Raw genomic sequence first — 20,457 nt, 5'->3', positions numbered from 1 at the left:
CGCCCGCCCCGCCCGGTCAGCCGTCCGTACCGGTTTCCGCCGGGGCGCCCGCTCCGGCTTGCGGACCTGCGGGCGCGGGGGTGTCGTCCGGGCGGCCGTGGACGGTGCGTACGCACCGGGCCAGCAGGACCAGGCCGCACAGCAGCAGGGCTCCCGAGGCGGTCCAGCCCAGGCCGAGCGTGAGCGGGTGGCCGGGCTTGTGCCAGGGCCGGGCGGTGGTCAGCAGCCAGCCGCCGACGGCCAGGAGGCCGAGGCCGAGCGCCGCCGGGCCCGCGGTGGGGTCGCCGGCGCCGTGGGACTCGTACGACTTCGGGTTCACGGGACCACCACTTCCAGGGGACGGCCGGGGCGCACTGCCGCCCGCGGCCTTCCCCGCTATCTTCGCAGGGCCTCGGCCGGTTCGACACGGGCCGCCCGCCAGGCGGGATAGAGGCCGGCGAGCAGCCCGGTGACCAGGCCGGTGAGCGGGGCCGCGGCCACGGTGACCGGGTGGATCACCGGGGTCCAGTCCCGGACGAGGCAGACGCCGACCACGGTCAGCTCGCCCAGCGAGGTCCCGACCAGGCCGCCCAGCGCCCCGAGAGCCGCGGACTCGGTGAGGAACTGGGCCGAGACGTGCCGGCCCCGCGCGCCGAGCGCCCGCCGCAGCCCGATCTCGCCGGTCCGTTCCAGTACGGCGACCAGCGTGGTGTTCGCGATCCCGACCGCGCCGATGACCAGGCAGATCCCGGCCAGCAGCAGGAACAGCGCGCTCAGGTCGGCGGTGACCCCGGAGCGCAGCATCCGCGGGTCGGGCGGCGGAACGGCCTTGAGGTACTCGGGGTGGTCGGGGCGCAGCGCGAGCGGGGCGAGGTCGGCGACCTGGCGGGCGGCGCCGAGTTCGGTGGCGATCAGCATGCTCGCGGCTCCGGGCGCGGGCGGCCCCCAGAGCTGTTCGGCGGTGGCGCGCGGCACGAGGACCGACATCAGGTGCTCGGGCCGGCGTTCGAGGTCGCCGACGATCCCCGCCACGGTGAACGGCTCCTGCCCGATGTAGAGGGCGGGCCGGGTGGCCAGGGTGGTGATGCCCAGGCGGGCGGCCAGCCCGCTGCCGATGACGACGACGCGTTCGCCGCCGCGCTCGGCGAAGTCGTCGTAGAGCCGTCCTTGCTGGAGGGTCGGCACGAGGGCGGCGACCGCGCCGGGGGAGGCGGCGACGACGGCCGCGCCGGTGGTGGGGTCGCCGGCCCCGGACGGCAGTGCGCCGACGGTGGTCCGGGAGTCGAGCCGTACCGGCCACAGCACCCCGGCGTGCTCGATCCCGGCGACGGCGCGCAGCCGCTGCTCGGCGTCGGCGGGGAAACCGGGTCCGGCGAACTCGTTCTGCTGGGCGGCGACGTCCTCGATGCCGACCTCGGTGGCGGTCAGGACGTTGAACCGGCCGTCGATCTGCGAGGAGATGGTGGCGGTGAGGCCGAGCACCGCGACGAAACTCCCGACGCCGAGGACGGTGCCGAGGGCGGTGAGCACGGCCCGGCCGGGTCGGCGCAGCATGCCGGCGACGGCCTCGGCGAGGGCGTCGCGGACGGCGAGCCGGGTGGGTGCGACGGCGCGCGGCGGGGTCGCGCTCACGGGTGGAGCCGTCCGTCGCGGATGGTGACGGTCCGGTGTCCGCGCCGGGCCACCTCGGGGTCGTGCGTGATGACGAGGACGGTCATCCCGGCCGCGTGCAGGTCCTCCAGAAGTCCGAGGACGGAGGAGGCGTTGGCGGAGTCGAGATTGCCGGTCGGTTCGTCGCAGAGCAGCAGGGAGGGCCGTCCTACCAGGGCGCGGGCGATGGCCACGCGCTGGCGCTCGCCGCCCGAGAGCCGTCCGGGCACGGCGCCGGCCCGGTGCCCGAGGCCGACCTGGTCCAGGGCCTCGCGGGCGCGTACGAGGCGCCGGTCGCGCGGGATTCCGGTGTAGAGCATGGCGAGGGTGACGTTCTCCAGGGCGGACCGGTGGGGCAGCAGGTGGAAGGACTGGAAGACGAAGCCGATCCGGCGGCCGCGCAGGGCGGTGCGCTCCCGGTCGGGGAGGGCGGCGGTGTCGATCCCGTCGAGGAGATAGCGGCCGCTGGTGGGGGAGTCGAGCAGTCCGGCGACGTTGAGGAAGGTGGACTTCCCGGAGCCGGAGGGGCCGACGACGGTGATGAACTCGCCGCGCCGGACGGTCAGGTCGCAGGGGTGCAGGGCCGCCACGGGCGGCGGCCCGGGGTAGGTGAGGCCGACGCCACGGAGTTCGATCACGGGCCTGTCCGCGTCTGGGGCAGGGTCTGGGGCTGCGTCCGGGTCCGGGTCGGTGTCGGTACCGGTGTCGCTGGTGACGTCGCCCGCGGGCTGCGGGGCCCGTTGCGGCTGCCGCCGCAGGAGCCTCACTCGGGCTTCCCCGGGGCCTGCCGGGGCGCGGCGCCGATCACCACTCTGGTCCCGGCGGCCAGTGCGCCCGCCCGGGCCGGGGTGACGGCCACGAAGCCGTCGCCGCTGGTGCCGGTGCGCACCTCGATGCGCCGCTGGGTTCCGTCGGCGGAGACGGCGGTGACGACCGTACGCCCGTCCGCGCCCGCCGAGACGGCGGTGACCGGGACGACGAGGGCCTCGCCGTCGGTGGCGGCGGACTCGATGGTCAGCCGGACGTCCTGCCCGGCGAAGCCGGCGGGCAGCGGCTGGTCGGCGCGGACCACCATCCGGTAGCCGAGATCGGCGCCACCGGCGCCACTGCCCCCGCCGGAGCCCCCGCCGCCCTTGGGGTCCTGGCCCTGGCCCTGCTGGGGGAGGTCCCCGGCGGGCTGTGCGGCGGTCCGTTCGGTGGCGACGAGCGCCACCTTGCCACGGGCATCGGTGCCGGAGACCTCGGAGGAGATCACCACGGCCATCCCGGCGCGCAGCAGCTGCCGCTTGTCGTCCTTGAGGTAGGCCTCCACGACGAGTTCTCCGGCGGAGAGCGTGAGCACCGGCCCGGAGACGGGGGAGCCCGCGCGGGCTCCGACGGAGCTGACGCGGGCCGGGAAGGAGCCCAGGAACACGGCCTCGGCGGTGGGCAGCATCGGCCCGTCCGCGGCCTCCGCCGCCGCGAGTGCGGCCCGGGCCTCGCCGAGGGCCTCCCGTGCCCGCGCCAGCTCCCGGCCGGCCCCGGACCCCGTGCCGGTGGTGGGGCCCGCCCCGGGGCCCGGGGCGGCGCTCGCCCCGCCCTTGCCGGACCCGGGCCCCGCGGGCGCGCCGGCCGGGCCGCTCGCGTCCTCCACGGCCCACGTCGCGGACCGTACGGCCTCCCGCGCCGACTTGAGCGCCGCGCCCCCGTCGGCGACCGCGGGCAGCGGCTCGTACCCGATGGCCCGGTAGCGGGCGGCGAGCGCGGCCTTCGTACCGGCCCCGAAGACGCCCTTCGCGTCGGCGCCCGTGCCGTGCCCGAGCTCGCGCAGTGCCTGCTGGAGCTGTGCGACGTCGTCGCCGCCGGCCCCGGGCTTCAGGTCGCGGTACATCGGCTGCGCGCCGTGCAGGGTGAACACGGGCCGCCCGGAGACTTCGGCGACCAGCTGCCCGGCCGTGACCGGCTCCCCGGCCTTCAGGGGCAGTTTGGTCACCACCGCGGCCCCCGCGCCCTCGGCGGAGCGCATGCCCTGCGGGGACACGGCGACGCTCTGGTCGGCGGCCACGGTCCCGCGCATCACCACGGTCTGCGCGAGCACGCGCCGCTCGACCTCGGCGGTCAGGGCCCCCTGTGCGGGCGGCCCGGTCTCGGCGGCCACCTGCGCCGGGGACTTCACCAAGGTGGTGGCCAGCAGTCCGCCGACCGCCATCAGTGCGGCCCCGCCGACGACCGCGAGCACCACGCGCCGGCCGCGCGCGAGACCGCCGCGGTCGTCGTCGGGGGCGCCGCGGTCCCCGGGTTCCGTACGGGACTCGGTGTGCCGCACGACGTGTTCCAGTTCGGTCATTTGTGCGTCCGGCACTTCTGCAACGCCTCGACGTGGTCTCGCTTGAGCGCACTCCACTGCTCGGGAGTGCCCTTGGTCTGGTCGATCTCGGCGGTGACCGGGTCCGGGTCGGGGTACCAGGAGACACCCTCGGCCCGCAGGCACGCGGCTTCCCTCTGTGCGGCGGCGAGTTGTTCGGGGGCGACCGGATCGGGCTTCGGCCGCGGCGGCAGCATCGACTCGCAGGCCTTGTGCGCCTCTTCGTTCCAGGGCTTGGACTTGTCCACGCGCGGTGCGCCGTATTCGGTGTGGACGATGGCGACGCCCTGCTTCTTCAGGCAGTCGTGGTAAGCGATTTCCTCTGCGGTGGGGGGCGGACTATCGCTTGCCTTGGGCTCCTTGTCGCCGCCGCCGCATGCCGTGAGTGAAATGCATACGAGGAGCAGCGGGGCGAAATAGCGTGCGCGCACGACGGGAGTTCCCTTGCGGCCGTAGAAGTGGGATCGGCGCGCCCGTGGAGAAGTGCGAAGGGAGCGCGCCGGGCGATAGTAGATAGCCGCAGGTGCAGACACAAGTTCCTGGACAGTAACCGGAGATGACTGTCCATCAGGTGAGAAAGGGGTTGGTTTCCGGGCGCCCTGGCCTGTTGAATCCGGCCGGACGGGGAGTCGTGACCGCAACTCGGCTCGGCGTCACTCATTCACCTTCGGAGGAGCAGATCATGAGCAAGGTATTCCGTTCGCTGACCACGGGCGGCGTCGCCGCCGTTTCGGTGGCCGCGATTCTTCTGGGTGCGGCCGGACCGGCGGCCGCCCTCGGTAAGAACGGAAATCTGGAAGTCGACGAGTTCGGTCTTTTCTACAACCAGAATCAGGCCGGTTGTGTCTTCGACCTGTACGGCGAGGACCTGAACTTCAACAACGACTACTTCAAGAGCGGGTGCACGGGCGGCACGTCCCTCGTGAACGACAACACGGAGTCCTACCGGAACCGTGACGTCTACGCCTGGAAGGTCGCCACCGACGCGAACATCGACGGAAATGTCGGTGAGATCCCGTCGGGCTACTCCGGAAACGCCTCGACCAACTTCAAGAACAAGATCAGCTCGGCCACCTTCACCCTCCACCCCTGATCCGGACGAAGGAGTTCCACGCGATGCGTCCTGCCAGGCGCCTCGGCTCGGCCGCCCCGGTCGTCCTGCTGACCGCGGTGCTCGCCGGGTGCTCCGGCGCCACCGGCGAGGAGGGCGGTGAGCCAAAGCTCGGTCCCGTCGAGGTGAACCCCGCGACGGCCGCGCTGTCCTTCCCGATGGACGCGTACACGGACTCCGACGCGGAGCGCAGCCGCATGGGCCAGGTCCAGCAGACGCTGGTCTCCCGGTGCATGGCCCGCTACGGGTTCACGTACGAGGGGGCGAAGGCGGCCGCCCCGTCCGGCGGCGGGGCGGCCGAGGACCGGCACCGGTACCTGTTCGGCCTGGCCGATCCCGTGTACGCGGCGGCCCACGGGTACGACAAGTCCGCGGGGGAGGGGGCGCCGACCAAGCCCCCGGCCCCGCAGCTGAGCGACAGCGCGCACCTCGTGATGTACGGCGAGCAGCGGGGGGCGTCGGGGGCCCCGGTCCCCGACGCGAACACCGAGGAGGAGGCCGCGACGGTCGACAGCGGTCTGACGGCGGCCGGGCAGAAGGTGCCGGCCGGCGGGTGCGGGCGGGAGGGGTACCGCAAGCTGTACGCACCGACCAAGGACAGCGTGGACCTGCTCTTCGCGTTCGGGCTGGCCTCGGAGGCGCACGAGCGGTCCCGGCAGGACTCCCGGGTCGTCGACGTGCTGAAGAAATGGTCGACTTGCATGGACAAGTCGGGATACGGCGGGATCGGCACGCCGTACGAGGTCATCGAGAAGCTGGGCCTGGAGAACGACAAGGGCGGCCCGAAGGCCGTGACGGCGGCCAAGGCGGACGTCGCGTGCAAGCGCGAGGTCAACCTCGTCGGGATCTGGGGCGCGGTCGAGAAGGCCTACCAGGAACGGCTCGTCGAGGAGCACGCCGAGACGCTCGCGCTCTACAAGAAGCAGCGCGAGGCCCGCTTCAAGCTGGCGGCCTCGCTGGGGCGCTAGACGGCCCAGGGCGGCTCGGCGCCGCGAGAAGGCGAACAACGGCCCCAGGGCCGGTACTCCACCCCCGAGCGGGGGAGTACCGGCCCTCGGCCGTGTTCAGGTGTTCCGGTGCTCAGAGGACGCGGACGGCGCCCGTCGGCTTGTCGTAGCTCAGGTTGCGCTCGACGATGCCGGTGCTGGGGTTCTGCGCGCCGACGAACTTGCCGCCGCCGACGTAGATGGCGACGTGGTACGCGCTGCCCTTGGAGCCCCAGTACAGGATGTCGCCCGGCTGAAGGGCGCTGAGCGACACCGAGGTGCCGGCCGAGGACTGCGCCTGGGACATGCGCGGCAGGCTGATGCCGGCCTGGCGGTAGGCGGCCTGGACGAGACCGGAGCAGTCGAACGAGGACGGGCCGGTGCCGCCCATCACGTACGCCTTGCCGACCTGCGCGCGGGCGAAGTTGACGATGGCCGCGGCGGAGCCGGTGGCCGGGGCGGAGACCGTGCCGGTGCCCTGCGGGGCGGAGGCGCTCTTGAGCGTGGTGCGCTCGGAGCTGCGGCTGGAGCGCTCGGCCTCGGCCTTGCGGTCGGCCTCCTGCTTCGCCTTCTTCTCGGCGTCGGCCTTCTTCTGGGCCTCTTCCTTGGCCTGCTTCGCCTCGGCGGCGGCGCCGGTACGGGCGCTCTCCTCCTGGGCGGTCAGTTCGCCCTCGATGGCCGCGAAGCGGGTGTTCTCGGCGGCCACGGTGACGGCGGAGGAGACCTCGGCGCCCAGGTCCAGGTTGAGGACCGGCATTTCGAGCGTCGTCTCGGCCACGGGCTCGGCGGACGGGGACGCGCTCGCGGTGCCGGCCATGGCCAGGGTGCTGAGGACGCCACCGGCAACTCCGGCGCGGACCGCGAGCTTCGAGGCGCTGCGGCGGGGCTTCCGGTGGCTGGGTATGTGAGCGGTGTGGGACATGAGGACAACCGCTATCAGGGTGCCCGGGTTCCCTTCAAGAAACGTGGGTTGCGCCACAGTTGCGCGCGAAGGCCGCTAACCGGGCGCCTCTCGCTTCTTATTGACGCCGTAACGGGCGAAACGGACAGGCCGTCACAGGGCTGTGATCATGGGGTTTCGGAATTAAGTCCTATATGCTCCCTGACCTACCATCACTGCGCACAGATGGCCAAGCCCTCTTTCGGAAGCGTCGATTCAGAGTGGCGCAGGTCACAGCAGCATCACGCCATGTGGACGCTGTGCCCCTCCCGTGACCTTCCTGTGAACGGGCCGAGAGGTTCGTGAACGGATGCACGCACTCGCGCGGCCCCCGCGCGGCCGCCGGACGCTCCCGCCCGTCCGGCACCGGCACCCTCATCCGCCCCGCCGCGCACCCCGCGGCGCATCCCGCCGCGCGTCCCGCCGTCCGTCCCGCACCCTCGCGTCTGCCCCGCGTCCACCTCCGTACACACGGGATCCCCCGACCGGGCGACGGCGATCCCTTTATCACCACAGCACCCCCGTTGCCAATTTGCCTGCATCGGGAATCGTTTGATAGGGCAAGCAGCCTTCTACCTGCGGTAACGGGCTCGGATGTCACCTTTGGTGATCATGTGGATGCTTCGCGTATGAAGATCACCACTCATCGGACTTCATGATCGTTCGTCAGGTGGTGGAGATCACAAACTCGGTGTTGCAACCCGTGTCGCAGATCACAGACGAGCAGGCATAAGATGCGCACCAGTCCGGCTTGTGAACTGCCTCACATGCGAGCGCTCGATCGGAAGCGCGATCTTCGCGAGGCGGTGCACGCGGCGCCGGCAGCGGTCCAACGGTCAAGGACGACTGGAAGGAGCGAGGAGCGTGAATGCGTACGCGCCCATCCTCGTGCTCGGCGCCCTCGGCGCAGGGTTTGCGATCTTCTCCGTGGTCATGGCCACGCTGATCGGTCCAAAACGGTACAACCGGGCAAAGCTCGAAGCCTACGAGTGCGGCATCGAACCGACGCCGATGCCGGCCGGCGGTGGCCGCTTCCCGATCAAGTACTACCTGACGGCGATGCTCTTCATCGTCTTCGACATCGAGGTTGTCTTCCTCTACCCCTGGGCCGTCACCTTCGACTCCCTGGGGATCTTCGGGCTCGTCGAGATGCTGCTCTTCGTGCTCACCGTCTTCGTCGCCTACGCCTACGTGTGGCGCCGCGGCGGCCTGGAATGGGACTGAGGGGCTGAATTTTCCATGGGACTGGAAGAGAAGCTGCCGAGCGGCTTTCTGCTGACCACCGTCGAACAGGCCGCGGGATGGGTGCGCAAGTCGTCCGTCTTCCCGGCGACCTTCGGCCTGGCCTGCTGTGCGATCGAGATGATGACCACCGGAGCGGGCCGGTACGACCTGGCCCGCTTCGGCATGGAGGTCTTCCGCGGCTCCCCGCGCCAGGCCGATCTCATGATCGTGGCCGGACGGGTCAGCCAGAAGATGGCGCCGGTGCTGCGGCAGGTGTACGACCAGATGCCCGCTCCCAAGTGGGTCATCTCCATGGGCGTTTGTGCATCTTCGGGCGGAATGTTCAATAACTACGCGATCGTCCAGGGCGTTGACCACATCGTCCCGGTGGACATCTATCTGCCCGGCTGCCCGCCCCGCCCGGAGATGCTGATGGACGCGATCCTCAAGCTCCACCAGAAGATCCAGGGCTCCAAGCTCGGCGTGAACCGGGAAGAGGCGGCCCGTGAGGCGGAGGAGGCGGCCCTCAAGGCCCTCCCCACCATCGAGATGAAGGGGCTGCTCCGGTGAGCGAGACCCAAGAGCCGGAGAACGGCAGCAACGTCCCCGCCCCGCGCGTCCAGGGCCCCGAGGTGATCGGTGTCCGCAAGGGCATGTTCGGCGCCGCGGGCGGCGGGGACACCAGCGGCTACGGCGGCCTCGTGCGGACCGTGGTCATGCCCGGCGCGACGAGCCGACCGTACGGCTCCTACTTCGACGAGGTGGCCGACGAGCTCGAAGGCGCCTTGGAGGAGCAGGACCTGGTCCCCGAGAACGCCATCGAGAAGACGGTCGTCGACCGCGGAGAGCTCACCTTCCACATCGCCCGCGAGCACCTCGTCCGGGTCGCGCAGCTCCTGCGCGACGACCCGGCCCTGCGCTTCGAGCTCTGCACCGGCGTCTCCGGCGTGCACTTCCCCGGGGACAAGGGCCGCGAGCTGCACGCCGTCTACCACCTGCGCTCGCTCACGCACGGCCGGGTCCTGCGGCTGGAGGTGTCCGTCCCGGACAGCGACCCGCACGTCCCCTCGCTCGTCCAGGTCTACCCGACCAACGACTGGCACGAGCGCGAGACGTACGACTTCTTCGGCCTGATCTTCGACGGGCACCCGGCCCTCACCCGGATCATGATGCCGGACGACTGGCAGGGCTTCCCGCAGCGCAAGGACTACCCGCTCGGCGGCATCCCCGTCGAGTACAAGGGCGCCCAGATCCCGGCTCCCGACCAGCGGAGGTCGTACAGCTGATGTCCCCCACCTCTCACGACGCAGTGAACAACGCCTCCGCCGATCACGCCTCCGCGCGCGAGACGACCGAGGGCACCGTCTACACCGTCACCGGCGGCGACTGGGACGAGATCGTCCAGTCCGCCGCCAAGGCCGACGACGAGCGGATCGTCGTCAACATGGGTCCGCAGCACCCGTCCACCCACGGAGTGCTCCGCCTGATCCTGGAGATCGACGGCGAGACGGTCACCGAGGCCCGCTGCGGCATCGGCTACCTGCACACCGGCATCGAGAAGAACCTCGAATTCCGGAACTGGACGCAGGGCACCACCTTTGTGACGCGCATGGACTACCTGACGCCGTTCTTCAACGAGACGGCGTACTGCCTCGGCGTCGAGAGGCTGCTCGGCATCACCGACCAGATCCCGGACCGCGCCACCGTCGTCCGCGTGCTGCTGATGGAGCTCAACCGGCTCTCCTCCCACCTGGTGTGCATCGCCACCGGCGGCATGGAGCTGGGCGCGACCACGATCATGATCTACGGCTTCCGCGACCGCGAGCTGATCCTCGACATCTTCGAGCTGATCACCGGACTGCGCATGAACCACGCGTTCATCCGCCCCGGCGGCCTCGCCCAGGACCTGCCCCCGGGCGCCGTCGACCAGCTGCGCGAGTTCGTCAAGACGATGAAGAAGAACCTGCCGGAATACGACAAGCTCGCCACCGGCAACCCCATCTTCAAGGCCCGCATGCAGGACGTCGGCTACCTCGACCTCACCGGCTGCATGGCGCTCGGCGCCACCGGCCCGATCCTGCGCTCCGCCGGCCTGCCGCACGACCTGCGCAAGTCGGACCCGTACTGCGGCTACGAGAACTACGAGTTCGACGTACCGACCACCGACACCTGCGACTCCTACGGGCGGTTCCTGATCCGCCTGGAGGAGATGCGCCAGTCGCTGCGGATCGTCGAGCAGTGCCTGGAGCGGCTGGAGCCGGGACCCGTCATGGTCGCCGACAAGAAGATCGCCTGGCCGGCGCAGCTGGCGATGGGCCCGGACGGCCTGGGCAACTCGCTCGACCACATCAGGAACATCATGGGCACCTCCATGGAGGCCCTCATCCACCACTTCAAGCTGGTGACCGAGGGCTTCCGGGTACCGGCCGGCCAGGCGTACACGGCCGTCGAGTCACCCAAGGGCGAGCTCGGCGTGCACATGGTCTCCGACGGCGGCACCCGCCCCTACCGGGTCCACTTCCGCGACCCGTCCTTCACCAACCTTCAGGCCATGGCCGCGATGTGCGAGGGCGGCCAGGTCGCCGACGTCATCGTCGCCGTCGCCTCCATCGACCCCGTGATGGGAGGCGTCGACCGATGACCGCCAGTCCTTCGAACCAAGGGGTCTCGCTGGGCATGCCCCAGCTGCCGGCCCCCGACTTTCCGGCGGAGGTACGCGAGCGCCTCGAGGCCGACGCCCGGGAGGTCATCGCCCGCTACCCCGACAGCCGCTCCGCGCTGCTGCCGCTGCTGCACCTGACCCAGTCGCACGAGGGCTACGTCTCGCGCACCGGCATCCGCTTCTGCGCCGAGGTGCTGGGCCTGACCACCGCCGAGGTCACGGCGGTGGCGACGTTCTACACGATGTACCGGCGCAAGCCCTCCGGCGACTACCAGGTCGGCGTCTGCACGAACACGCTGTGCGCGGTGATGGGCGGCGACGTGATCTTCGAGGAGCTCAAGGAGCACCTCGGCGTCGGCAACAACGAGACCACCCCCGACGGCAAGGTCACCCTCGAGCACATCGAGTGCAACGCGGCCTGCGACTACGCCCCCGTGGTGATGGTCAACTGGGAGTTCTTCGACAACCAGACCCCCGAATCCGCCAAGGCCATGGTCGACGACCTGCTGGCCGGCCGCGAGGTCTCCCCCACCCGGGGCGCGCCGCTGTGCACGTACAAGGAGACCGCCCGGATCCTGGCCGGCTTCCCGGACGAGCGGGAGGGCGCGGTCGAGGCCTCCGGCGGCGCCGGGCCCGCCTCCCTGATCGGACTGCGCATCGCGCGCGGCGAGTCCGCGCACACCTCGATCGTCCACCCGCGTGGCGAGGCCACCACCGAGGGAGGGGAGTGATGTCCGTGTCTTCCGAGCTGAGCAACGGAGGGACCTCCCGGCCCGAGGCCGGGGGCGGGACGAGCCCGGAGAAGCTCCTCGCCCCCGTGCTGTCCTCCTTCTGGGACGAGCCGCGGTCGTGGACGCTGGAGACCTACCGGCGCCACGAGGGGTACGAAGGCCTGCGCAAGGCGCTCGCCATGACCCCGGACGACCTGATCGCATACGTCAAGGACTCGGGTCTGCGCGGCCGCGGCGGCGCGGGCTTCCCCACCGGAATGAAGTGGCAGTTCATCCCGCAGGGCGACGGAAAGCCGCACTACCTCGTCGTGAACGCGGACGAGTCGGAGCCGGGAACCTGCAAGGACATCCCCCTCCTCTTCGCCAACCCGCACTCCCTCATCGAGGGAATGATCATCGCCTGCTACGCGATCCGCTCCGAGCACGCCTTCATCTACCTGCGCGGTGAGACGGTGCCCGTCCTGCGGCGCCTGCACGAGGCCGTGCGCGAGGCGTACGCGGCCGGATACCTCGGCAAGGACATCGACGGCACCGGTCGCAACCTCGACATCACGGTGCACGCGGGCGCGGGCGCGTACATCTGCGGCGAGGAGACGGCGCTGCTCGACTCCCTCGAAGGCCGACGCGGTCAGCCCCGGCTGCGTCCCCCCTTCCCCGCGGTCGAGGGGCTCTACGCCTGCCCCACTGTCGTGAACAACGTGGAGTCCATCGCCTCCGTTCCCGCGATCCTGAACAAGGGCAAGGACTGGTTCAAGTCGATGGGGACCGAGAAGTCCCCCGGCTTCACGCTGTACTCGCTCTCCGGGCACGTCGTCGGACCCGGCCAGTACGAGGCCCCGCTGGGCATCACCCTGCGCCAGCTCCTCGACATGAGCGGCGGCATGCGCCCCGGCCACCGGCTGAAGTTCTGGACCCCGGGCGGCTCCTCCACCCCGATGTTCACCGACGAGCACCTCGACGTCCCGCTGGACTACGAGGGCGTGGGCGCCGCCGGCTCGATGCTCGGCACCAAGGCCCTCCAGTGCTTCGACGAGACGACCTGCGTGGTGCGGGCCGTCACCCGGTGGACCGAGTTCTACGCCCACGAGTCCTGCGGCAAGTGCACGCCGTGCCGCGAAGGCACCTACTGGCTGGTCCAGTTGCTGCGCGACATCGAGGCCGGCAAGGGCGTCATGTCCGACCTCGACAAGCTGAACGACATCGCCGACAACATCAACGGCAAGTCCTTCTGCGCGCTCGGCGACGGCGCGGCCAGCCCGATCTTCTCCTCGCTCAAGTACTTCCGCGAGGAGTACCAGCAGCACATCACGGGCAAGGGCTGCCCCTTCGACCCCAGGAAGTCGACCCTCTGGGCCGACACGGAGGTGAACGCATGACCGTCACCACTCCAGCGGCCTCCGGGGGCGCAGCGGCGGTTCCACCGGAGAACACCGTCTCGCTGACCATCGACGGCGTCGAACTGTCGGTGCCCAAGGGCACCCTCGTCATCCGGGCCGCCGAACAGCTCGGCATCGAGATCCCCCGGTTCTGCGACCACCCCCTGCTCTCCCCGGCCGGCGCCTGCCGCCAGTGCATCGTCGAGGTCGAGGGCCAGCGCAAGCCGATGGCCTCCTGCACCATCACCTGCACCGACGGCATGGTCGTCAAGACCCAGCTGACCTCCGAGGTCGCCGACAAGGCCCAGCGCGGTGTGATGGAGCTGCTGCTCATCAACCACCCGCTGGACTGCCCGGTCTGCGACAAGGGCGGCGAGTGCCCGCTGCAGAACCAGGCGATGTCGCACGGCAATGCCGAATCCCGCTTCGAGGGCAAGAAGCGCACCTACGAGAAGCCGGTCCCGATCTCCACCCAGGTGCTGCTGGACCGCGAGCGGTGCGTGCTGTGCGCGCGCTGCACCCGCTTCTCCAACGAGATCGCCGGCGACCCGATGATCGAGCTGCTGGAGCGCGGCGCGCTCCAGCAGGTCGGCACCGGCGAGGGCGACCCCTTCGAGTCGTACTTCTCCGGCAACACCATCCAGATCTGCCCGGTCGGCGCCCTCACCTCGGCCGCCTACCGGTTCCGCTCCCGCCCCTTCGACCTCGTCTCCTCCCCGAGCGTGTGCGAGCACTGCGCGGGCGGCTGCGCGACCCGCACCGACCACCGCCGCGGCAAGGTGCTGCGCCGGCTCGCCGCCGAGGACCCCGAGGTCAACGAGGAGTGGATCTGCGACAAGGGCCGCTTCGGGTTCCGCTACGCGCAGCGCCCGGACCGGCTGACCACCCCGCTGGTGCGCAACGCCGCCGGGCAGCTGGAGCCGGCGAGCTGGCCCGAGGCCCTGGAGGCCGCGGCCAACGGCCTCGCCGCCGCGCGCGGCCGGGCCGGGGTACTGACCGGCGGCCGGCTCCCGGTCGAGGACGCCTACGCGTACGCCAAGTTCGCGCGGGTGGTGCTCGACACCAACGACATCGACTTCCGGGCCCGCGTGCACAGCGCCGAGGAGGCCGAGTTCCTGGCCTCGGAGGTCGCCGGGTACGGCGTCGACCTCGGCGGTCAGTGGCTCTCGTACACCGGCCTGGAGGCGGCCCCCGCGGTCCTGCTCGTCGGCATCGAGGCGGAGGAGGAGGCCCCCGGCGTCTTCCTGCGGCTGCGCAAGGCCCACCGCAAGCGGAAGCAGCGGACCTTCTCCGTCGCCCCCTTCGCCACCCGCGGCCTGGACAAGGCGGGCGGCACCCTGCTGGCCGCCGCCCCCGGCACCGAGCCCGAGTGGCTGGACGCGCTGGCCTCCCGGACCGGCCTGGAGACCGGGGGCGCCGAGGCCGCCGAGGCGCTGCGCCTGCCCGGCGCGGTCATCCTCGTCGGGGAGCGCCTCGCCGGAGTACCGGGCGCGCTGACCGCCGCGGTCCGGGCCGCCGGAGTCACCGGAGCCACCCTGGTGTGGATCCCGCGCCGGGCCGGTGAGCGGGCCGCCATCGAGGCGGGCGCGCTGCCGTCCCTGCTGCCGGGGGCCCGTCCGGCCACCGACCCGCGGGCCCGCGACGAGGTCGCCACCGCCTGGGGCCTGGACGAACTCCCGCACCGCTACGGCCGCGACACCGGCCAGATCGTCGAGGCCGCGGCGACCGGTGAGCTCTCCGCCCTGCTCATCGCGGGCGTGGAGGTCGCCGACCTGCCGGACCCGGCCCGCGCGCGGACCGCCCTCCAGGAGGCCTTCGTGGTCTCCCTGGAACTGCGGCCCAGCGAGGTCACCGACCACGCGGACGTGGTCCTCCCGGTCGCCGCGGTCGCCGAGAAGGCCGGCGCCTTCATCAACTGGGAGGGCAGGGTCCGGCCGTTCGAGGCCGCGCTCAAGCCCGACCAGATGACCCGCCGGCTCGCCCCGGCCGACGCCCGCGTGCTGCACATGCTGGCCGACGCCGCCGACCGCCCGATCGCGCTGCCCGACGTACACGCCGTACGCCGGGAGCTGGACCGGCTCGGCCCGTGGGCCGGTGAACGGGCCGCCGAGCAGAGCGTGGACACCGCGGTGCTGCCCCGTCCGGGCATCGGCGAGGCCGTCCTCGCGGGCCACCGGCTCCTCCTCGACCTCGGCAGGCTCCAGGAGGGCGACGACGCCCTGGCCGGCACCCGGCACGAGGCGAGTGCCCGGCTCTCGGCCGCCACGGCCGCCGAGACCGGCGTCAAGAACGGAGACGTCCTCGCGGTCACCGGCCCGGCCGGCACCGTGGAACTCCCGCTCCGGATCACCGAGATGCCCGACCGCGTGGTCTGGCTCCCGCTGAACTCCACCGGCTCCGGCGTCCTCGCCGACGCCGGCGCCCGCCCGGGCACCCTCGTACGCATCGGCCCGGCGACCCCGGCCGGCGCAGGCGACACCACTGCGGAGGTGGGCGCGTGAACACCGTTCAACTCGCTGCCGAGGACCTGTCCCTGTTCGGCAAGGACGTCTGGTGGCTCGTCCTGATCAAGGCGGTCTTCTGTTTCGCCTTCCTGATGGTGACGGTGCTCTTCTCCATCGTCTGGGAGCGCAAGGTCGTCGCCTGGATGCAGCTGCGCATCGGCCCGAACCGGCACGGCCCCTGGGGCATGCTCCAGTCGCTCGCCGACGGCGTGAAGCTGATGCTCAAAGAAGACCTGATCGTCAAGCGGGCCGACAAGGTCGTCTACATCCTGGCCCCGATCATCGCGGCGATCCCGGCCTTCATGGCCATCGCGGTGATCCCCTTCGGGCCGCCCGGTGACGAGGTCTCCATCTTCGGCCAGCGCACCACGATGCAGCTGACCGACCTGCCCATCGCGATGCTCTACATCCTCGCGGTGGCCTCGGTCGGCATCTACGGCATCGTGCTGGCCGGCTGGTCCTCCGGCTCGACCTACCCGCTCCTCGGCGGCCTGCGCTCCTGCGCGCAGATGATCTCCTACGAGATCGCGATGGGCGCGGCCTTCGCCTCGGTCTTCCTCTACTCCGGGTCGATGTCGACCTCGGCGATCGTGGAGGCCCAGGAGGGCCGCTGGTTCATCGTGCTGCTGCCGGTGTCCTTCATCATCTACGTCATCACGATGGTCGGCGAGACGAACCGCGCCCCCTTCGACATGCCGGAGTCCGAGGGCGACCTGGTCGGCGGCTTCAACACCGAGTACTCGTCCATCAAGTTCGCGCTGTTCATGCTGGCGGAGTACGTCAACATGGTCACCGTCTCGGCGGTCTCGGTCACCCTCTTCCTGGGCGGCTGGCGGGCCCCGTACCCGATCAGCTCCTTCTGGGAGGGCGCGAACCACGGCTGGTGGCCGATGCTCTGGTTCGTCCTGAAGGTGCAGCTGCTGCTGTTCTTCTTCATCTGGCTGCGCGGCACCCTGCCCCGCGTCCGCTACGACCAGCTGATGAAGCTCGGCTGGAAGGTGCTGATCCCGGTCTCGGTGGTCTGGCTGATGCTGGTGGCCACCGTCCGGGCGCTGCGCAACGAGGCGTACGACATCAGCGAGATCGTCCTCTACGTCGGCGGCGCCGTCGTGGCGATCCTGCTCCTGTCCTTCGTCGCGGACGTCTTCCGCGACAAGCGGGAGAAGACGGCGGCCGCGGAGGCCGTGCGGGACGACGCTCCCTTCGACCCGCTGGCGGGCGGATTCCCCGTACCGCCCAAGCCCGGCCAGCACCTGGCACCCGTACCGCGCAGGCGGTCCCGCACCGAGCGGGAGCTGATTGTCAGTGGTGGCACGAATACTGACAGTGACCGAGAGGAGGCTTGAGAGATGTCCGACGAGAAGTGGCAGAACCCGGTGGCGGGCTTCGGCGTGACCTTCAAGGCCATGTTCAAGAAGCGCCTCACCGAGCAGTACCCGGAGCAGCAGAAGACGACCGCCCCGCGCTTCCACGGACGGCATCAGCTCAACCGGCATCCCGACGGTCTGGAGAAGTGCATCGGGTGCGAGCTGTGTGCCTGGGCCTGTCCCGCCGACGCGATCTATGTGGAGGGCGCGGACAACACCGAGGAGGAGCGCTACTCCCCGGGTGAGCGGTACGGCCGCGTCTACCAGATCAACTACGCCCGCTGCATCCTGTGCGGGCTGTGCGTGGAGGCGTGCCCGACCAGGGCGCTCACCATGACGAACGAGTTCGAACTGGCCGACTCCAGCCGCGAATCGCTCATCTACACCAAGGAGCAGCTGCTCTCCGGCCTGACCGAGGGCATGGTCGAGGCACCGCACTCGATCTTCCCCGGTACGGACGACACGGACTACTACCGCGGACTGGTGACCGGGGCCGCCCCGGGCACGGTCCGGCAGGTCGCCGTCTCCAAGGGCGAAGTCGCCGCGGAGGACGGGAAGTCCGAGGAGGTGGACGCATGAGCGCCATGGCCGCCTCCATGACCTCCACGGGCGAGGCGATCCAGTTCTGGATCCTCGGCTCGGTCGCCGTCATCGGCGCCCTGGCCACGATCCTGATGAAGAAGGCCGTCCACAGCGCCCTCAGCCTGGCCGGGACGATGATCATCCTGGCCGTCTTCTACCTCGCCAACGGGGCGTACTTCCTGGGCGTCGTCCAGGTCATCGTCTACACCGGCGCGATCATGATGCTCTTCCTCTTCGTGGTCATGCTCGTCGGCGTCACCGCCGCCGACTCCCTGAAGGAGACCATCAAGGGGCAGCGCTGGCTGGCCGCCCTGTGCGGGCTCGGCTTCGGCACCCTGCTGATCGCCGGCATCGCCAACGCCGGGCTCACCCACTTCAACGGGCTGGGCCGGGTCAACTCCGCCGGGCACATCGAGGGCCTGGCGCAGCTGATCTTCACCAAGTACGTCTTCGCCTTCGAGATCACCGGCGCGCTGCTGATCACCGCGTCCGTCGGCGCGATGGTGCTCACCCACCGCGAGCGCACCGAACGGGCCGCCACCCAGCGCGAACTCGCCGAGAAGCGGGTCCGCGAGGGCGTCCAGCTCCCGCCGCTGCCCGCGCCCGGCGTCTACGCCCGGCACAACGCGGTGGACGTCGCCGGTCTGCTGCCGGACGGCACCCCGTCCGAGCTGACCGTGAACCGGACGCTGCGTGCCCGCGGCCAGATCCGGGACGTCTCCAGCCAGGCGATCGACGACCTCAAGGCACTGGAGCAGGCCTCGTCGGAGCGCCTCGGCCGTGAGGAGGCCTCGAAGTGAATCCGGTCAACTACCTGTACCTGGCGGCCCTGCTGTTCACCATCGGTGCCGTCGGGGTCCTGATCCGCAAGAACGCGATCGTGCTGTTCATGTGCGTGGAGCTGATGCTCAACGCCTGCAACCTCGCCTTCGTCGCGTTCTCCCGGATGCACGGCAACCTCGACGGCCAGATCATCGCGTTCTTCACGATGGTCGTCGCCGCCGCGGAGGTCGTGGTCGGCCTGGCGATCATCGTGTCGCTGTTCCGTACCCGCCACTCGGCCTCGGTCGACGACGCCAGCCTGATGAAGCTGTAAGGGGTCGCTGTGGAGAACCTGATTGCGCTGCTGGTGGCAGCGCCCCTGCTCGGAGCGGTGGTGCTGCTGTGCGGCGGCCGGCGCCTCGACAAGGCCGGTCACTGGATCGGCACCCTGCTCGCGGCCGTCTCCTTCGGGATCGGCGTCGCGCTGTTCGCCGACATGCTGGGGCGCACGGCCGAGGACCGGACCCTGACCCAGAACCTGTACACCTGGATCCCCGTCGAGGGCTTCCAGGCGGACATGGCCTTCCAGCTGGACCAGCTGTCGATGACCTTCGTCCTGCTGATCTCCGGGGTGGGCACGCTCATCCACGTGTACTCGATCGGGTACATGGAGCACGACGAGCGCCGCCGCCGCTTCTTCGGCTACCTGAACCTGTTCGTCGCGGCGATGCTCCTGCTGGTGCTCGCCGACAACTACCTGCTGCTGTACTTCGGCTGGGAGGGCGTGGGCCTCGCCTCGTACCTGCTGATCGGTTTCTGGCAGCACAAGCCCAGCGCGGCCACCGCCGCCAAGAAGGCCTTCCTGGTCAACCGCGTTGGCGACATCGGCCTGTCGATCGCGATCATGCTGATGTTCACGACCTTCGGGACCTTCGCCTTCGAGCCGGTGCTCGCGTCGGTGGGCGAGACCTCCGAGGGCACGCTGACGGCGATCGGCCTGATGCTGCTGCTGGCCGCCTGCGGCAAGTCCGCGCAGGTCCCGCTGCAGTCCTGGCTCGGGGACGCGATGGAGGGCCCGACCCCGGTCTCGGCCCTGATCCACGCGGCGACCATGGTGACGGCGGGCGTGTACCTGATCGTCCGCTCCGCCGCCATCTTCAACGGGGCGCCGGATGCCCAGCTGGTGGTCACCGTCGTGGGTGCGGTCACGCTCCTCTTCGGTGCGATCGTCGGTTGCGCGAAGGACGACATCAAGAAGGCCCTGGCGGGCTCGACGATGTCGCAGATCGGCTACATGATCCTCGCCGCGGGCCTCGGACCGATCGGCTACGTCTTCGCGATCATGCACCTGGTGACGCACGGCTTCTTCAAGGCGGGCCTCTTCCTCGGCGCCGGTTCCGTGATGCACGGGATGAACGACGAGGTCGACATGCGCAAGTACGGCGCGCTGCGCACGTACATGCCGGTCACCTTCGTGACCTTCGGACTCGGATACCTGGCCATCATCGGCTTCCCGGGCCTGTCGGGCTTCTTCTCCAAGGACATGATCATCGAGGCGGCCTTCGCGAAGGGCGGCACCGAGGGCTGGATCCTCGGCGGCGTGACCCTGCTCGGCGCCGGCATCACCGCCTTCTACATGACCCGCGTCATGCTCCTCACCTTCTTCGGCGAGAAGCGCTGGCAGCCGGACGAGCAGGGCCAGCTGCCGAAGCCCCACGAGTCCCCGAAGTCGATGACCATCCCGATGGTGATCCTGGCCTTCGGGTCGGTCTTCGCCGGAGCCTTCTTCGAGATCGGCGAGCGCTTCCTGAAGTGGCTGGAGCCCGTCACCGGTTACGAGCACGGCAACCCGCCGGTCAGCGCCATGACGGTCACCGCGGCCACCATGGTGGTCCTCGTCATCGGCGTCGCCGTCGCCTGGACCATGTACGGCCGGCGGCCCGTCCCGGTCGTCGCCCCGCGCGGCTCGCTCCTCACCCGGGCGGCCCGCAAGGACCTCTACCAGGACGACTTCAACCACGTCGTGCTGGTGCGCGGCGGGGAGCACCTGACCCGCTCGCTCGTATACCTCGACCACAGCGTGGTCGACGGGGTGGTCAACGGGACGGCCGCCTCGGTCGGCGGGCTCTCGGGCCGCCTGCGCAAGCTGCAGAACGGCTACGCCCGCAGCTACGCGGTCTCGATGTTCGGGGGCACGGTGGTTCTGATCGCCGCGACCCTGCTGATGAGGGCGGTGTGA

At 70.7% G+C, this 20,457-nt stretch carries 20 protein-coding genes; 14 read left to right on the top strand and 6 right to left on the bottom strand.

Going from position 1 to position 20,457, the window contains the following annotated elements; all coding sequences use genetic code 11:
• Window positions 1–16: 16 nt before the first annotated feature.
• From B6R96_RS15475 to B6R96_RS15455, 5 genes are all read right to left on the bottom strand, one after another.
• The gene (locus B6R96_RS15475) at window positions 17–319 is read right to left on the bottom strand and encodes a hypothetical protein (RefSeq protein WP_081522720.1); all 303 of its coding nucleotides are present in this window, start codon (window positions 317–319) and stop codon (window positions 17–19) included.
• Between the two features lie 56 nt (window positions 320–375).
• On the bottom strand, window positions 376–1,611 hold the full coding sequence (locus B6R96_RS15470) for an ABC transporter permease (RefSeq protein ID WP_053704254.1): 1,236 nt from the start codon (window positions 1,609–1,611) through the stop codon (window positions 376–378).
• Window positions 1,608–2,267 (bottom strand): ABC transporter ATP-binding protein, encoded by a 660-nt coding sequence (locus B6R96_RS15465; RefSeq protein ID WP_030388367.1) that lies wholly within the window; start codon window positions 2,265–2,267, stop codon window positions 1,608–1,610. Before B6R96_RS15465 ends, B6R96_RS15470 begins: the two co-directional genes overlap by 4 nt.
• A 125-nt stretch (window positions 2,268–2,392) precedes the next feature.
• Window positions 2,393–3,955: a peptidoglycan-binding domain-containing protein gene (locus B6R96_RS15460; protein ID WP_081522718.1), complete on the bottom strand. Its 1,563-nt coding sequence runs from the start codon at window positions 3,953–3,955 to the stop codon at window positions 2,393–2,395.
• Window positions 3,952–4,404, bottom strand: coding sequence for a hypothetical protein (locus B6R96_RS15455; RefSeq protein ID WP_081522717.1), 453 nt, complete (start codon window positions 4,402–4,404; stop codon window positions 3,952–3,954). The genes B6R96_RS15460 and B6R96_RS15455 overlap by 4 nt, the downstream gene beginning before the upstream one ends.
• A 251-nt stretch (window positions 4,405–4,655) precedes the next feature.
• On the opposite strand from B6R96_RS15455, the gene B6R96_RS15450 reads away from it, so the two are divergent.
• Window positions 4,656–5,066, top strand: coding sequence for a hypothetical protein (locus B6R96_RS15450; protein WP_030388364.1), 411 nt, complete (start codon window positions 4,656–4,658; stop codon window positions 5,064–5,066).
• A 23-nt stretch (window positions 5,067–5,089) separates the two neighbouring features.
• Window positions 5,090–6,052 (top strand): hypothetical protein, encoded by a 963-nt coding sequence (locus tag B6R96_RS15445; RefSeq protein WP_081522716.1) that lies wholly within the window; start codon window positions 5,090–5,092, stop codon window positions 6,050–6,052.
• Window positions 6,053–6,164: 112 nt separating this feature from the next.
• Here the strand turns inward: B6R96_RS15445 and B6R96_RS15440 are convergent, their stop codons facing one another.
• Window positions 6,165–6,992, bottom strand: coding sequence for a C40 family peptidase (locus tag B6R96_RS15440; protein ID WP_081522715.1), 828 nt, complete (start codon window positions 6,990–6,992; stop codon window positions 6,165–6,167).
• 882 nt (window positions 6,993–7,874) lie between these two features.
• Here B6R96_RS15440 and B6R96_RS15435 point away from each other — a divergent pair.
• The 12 genes from B6R96_RS15435 to nuoL are packed head-to-tail and all read left to right on the top strand — an operon-like array spanning window position 7,875 to window position 20,457.
• Complete coding sequence (locus B6R96_RS15435; RefSeq protein ID WP_030010013.1) at window positions 7,875–8,234, top strand: NADH-quinone oxidoreductase subunit A; 360 nt, start codon at window positions 7,875–7,877, stop codon at window positions 8,232–8,234.
• 15 nt (window positions 8,235–8,249) lie between these two features.
• Window positions 8,250–8,804 (top strand): NuoB/complex I 20 kDa subunit family protein, encoded by a 555-nt coding sequence (locus B6R96_RS15430; protein ID WP_007265818.1) that lies wholly within the window; start codon window positions 8,250–8,252, stop codon window positions 8,802–8,804.
• A complete protein-coding gene (locus tag B6R96_RS15425; RefSeq protein ID WP_081522714.1) occupies window positions 8,801–9,520 on the top strand; it encodes an NADH-quinone oxidoreductase subunit C in 720 nt (239 codons plus the stop codon). Before B6R96_RS15430 ends, B6R96_RS15425 begins: the two co-directional genes overlap by 4 nt.
• Complete coding sequence (locus tag B6R96_RS15420; protein ID WP_081522713.1) at window positions 9,520–10,875, top strand: NADH-quinone oxidoreductase subunit D; 1,356 nt, start codon at window positions 9,520–9,522, stop codon at window positions 10,873–10,875. Before B6R96_RS15425 ends, B6R96_RS15420 begins: the two co-directional genes overlap by 1 nt.
• On the top strand, window positions 10,872–11,627 hold the full coding sequence (gene nuoE / locus B6R96_RS15415; protein ID WP_081522712.1) for an NADH-quinone oxidoreductase subunit NuoE: 756 nt from the start codon (window positions 10,872–10,874) through the stop codon (window positions 11,625–11,627). The genes B6R96_RS15420 and nuoE overlap by 4 nt, the downstream gene beginning before the upstream one ends.
• On the top strand, window positions 11,627–13,003 hold the full coding sequence (gene nuoF / locus B6R96_RS15410; protein WP_081522711.1) for an NADH-quinone oxidoreductase subunit NuoF: 1,377 nt from the start codon (window positions 11,627–11,629) through the stop codon (window positions 13,001–13,003). Before nuoE ends, nuoF begins: the two co-directional genes overlap by 1 nt.
• Window positions 13,000–15,504: an NADH-quinone oxidoreductase subunit G gene (locus B6R96_RS15405; RefSeq protein ID WP_053704247.1), complete on the top strand. Its 2,505-nt coding sequence runs from the start codon at window positions 13,000–13,002 to the stop codon at window positions 15,502–15,504. The genes nuoF and B6R96_RS15405 overlap by 4 nt, the downstream gene beginning before the upstream one ends.
• Window positions 15,501–16,853: an NADH-quinone oxidoreductase subunit NuoH gene (nuoH, locus tag B6R96_RS15400; RefSeq protein ID WP_030388356.1), complete on the top strand. Its 1,353-nt coding sequence runs from the start codon at window positions 15,501–15,503 to the stop codon at window positions 16,851–16,853. Before B6R96_RS15405 ends, nuoH begins: the two co-directional genes overlap by 4 nt.
• A 3-nt stretch (window positions 16,854–16,856) precedes the next feature.
• The gene (gene nuoI / locus B6R96_RS15395) at window positions 16,857–17,453 is read left to right on the top strand and encodes an NADH-quinone oxidoreductase subunit NuoI (protein ID WP_030388355.1); all 597 of its coding nucleotides are present in this window, start codon (window positions 16,857–16,859) and stop codon (window positions 17,451–17,453) included.
• Complete coding sequence (locus tag B6R96_RS15390) at window positions 17,450–18,256, top strand: NADH-quinone oxidoreductase subunit J (RefSeq protein ID WP_081522710.1); 807 nt, start codon at window positions 17,450–17,452, stop codon at window positions 18,254–18,256. Before nuoI ends, B6R96_RS15390 begins: the two co-directional genes overlap by 4 nt.
• On the top strand, window positions 18,253–18,552 hold the full coding sequence (gene nuoK / locus B6R96_RS15385; protein ID WP_030016652.1) for an NADH-quinone oxidoreductase subunit NuoK: 300 nt from the start codon (window positions 18,253–18,255) through the stop codon (window positions 18,550–18,552). Before B6R96_RS15390 ends, nuoK begins: the two co-directional genes overlap by 4 nt.
• 9 nt (window positions 18,553–18,561) lie before the next feature.
• A complete protein-coding gene (nuoL, locus tag B6R96_RS15380; protein WP_081522709.1) occupies window positions 18,562–20,457 on the top strand; it encodes an NADH-quinone oxidoreductase subunit L in 1,896 nt (631 codons plus the stop codon).

This window comes from Streptomyces sp. Sge12, assembly GCF_002080455.1.
In the GTDB taxonomy this organism is placed as follows: domain Bacteria; phylum Actinomycetota; class Actinomycetes; order Streptomycetales; family Streptomycetaceae; genus Streptomyces.
Note: the sequence above shows the minus strand (reverse complement) of the source record. Positions and strands in the feature narration are given on the sequence as shown.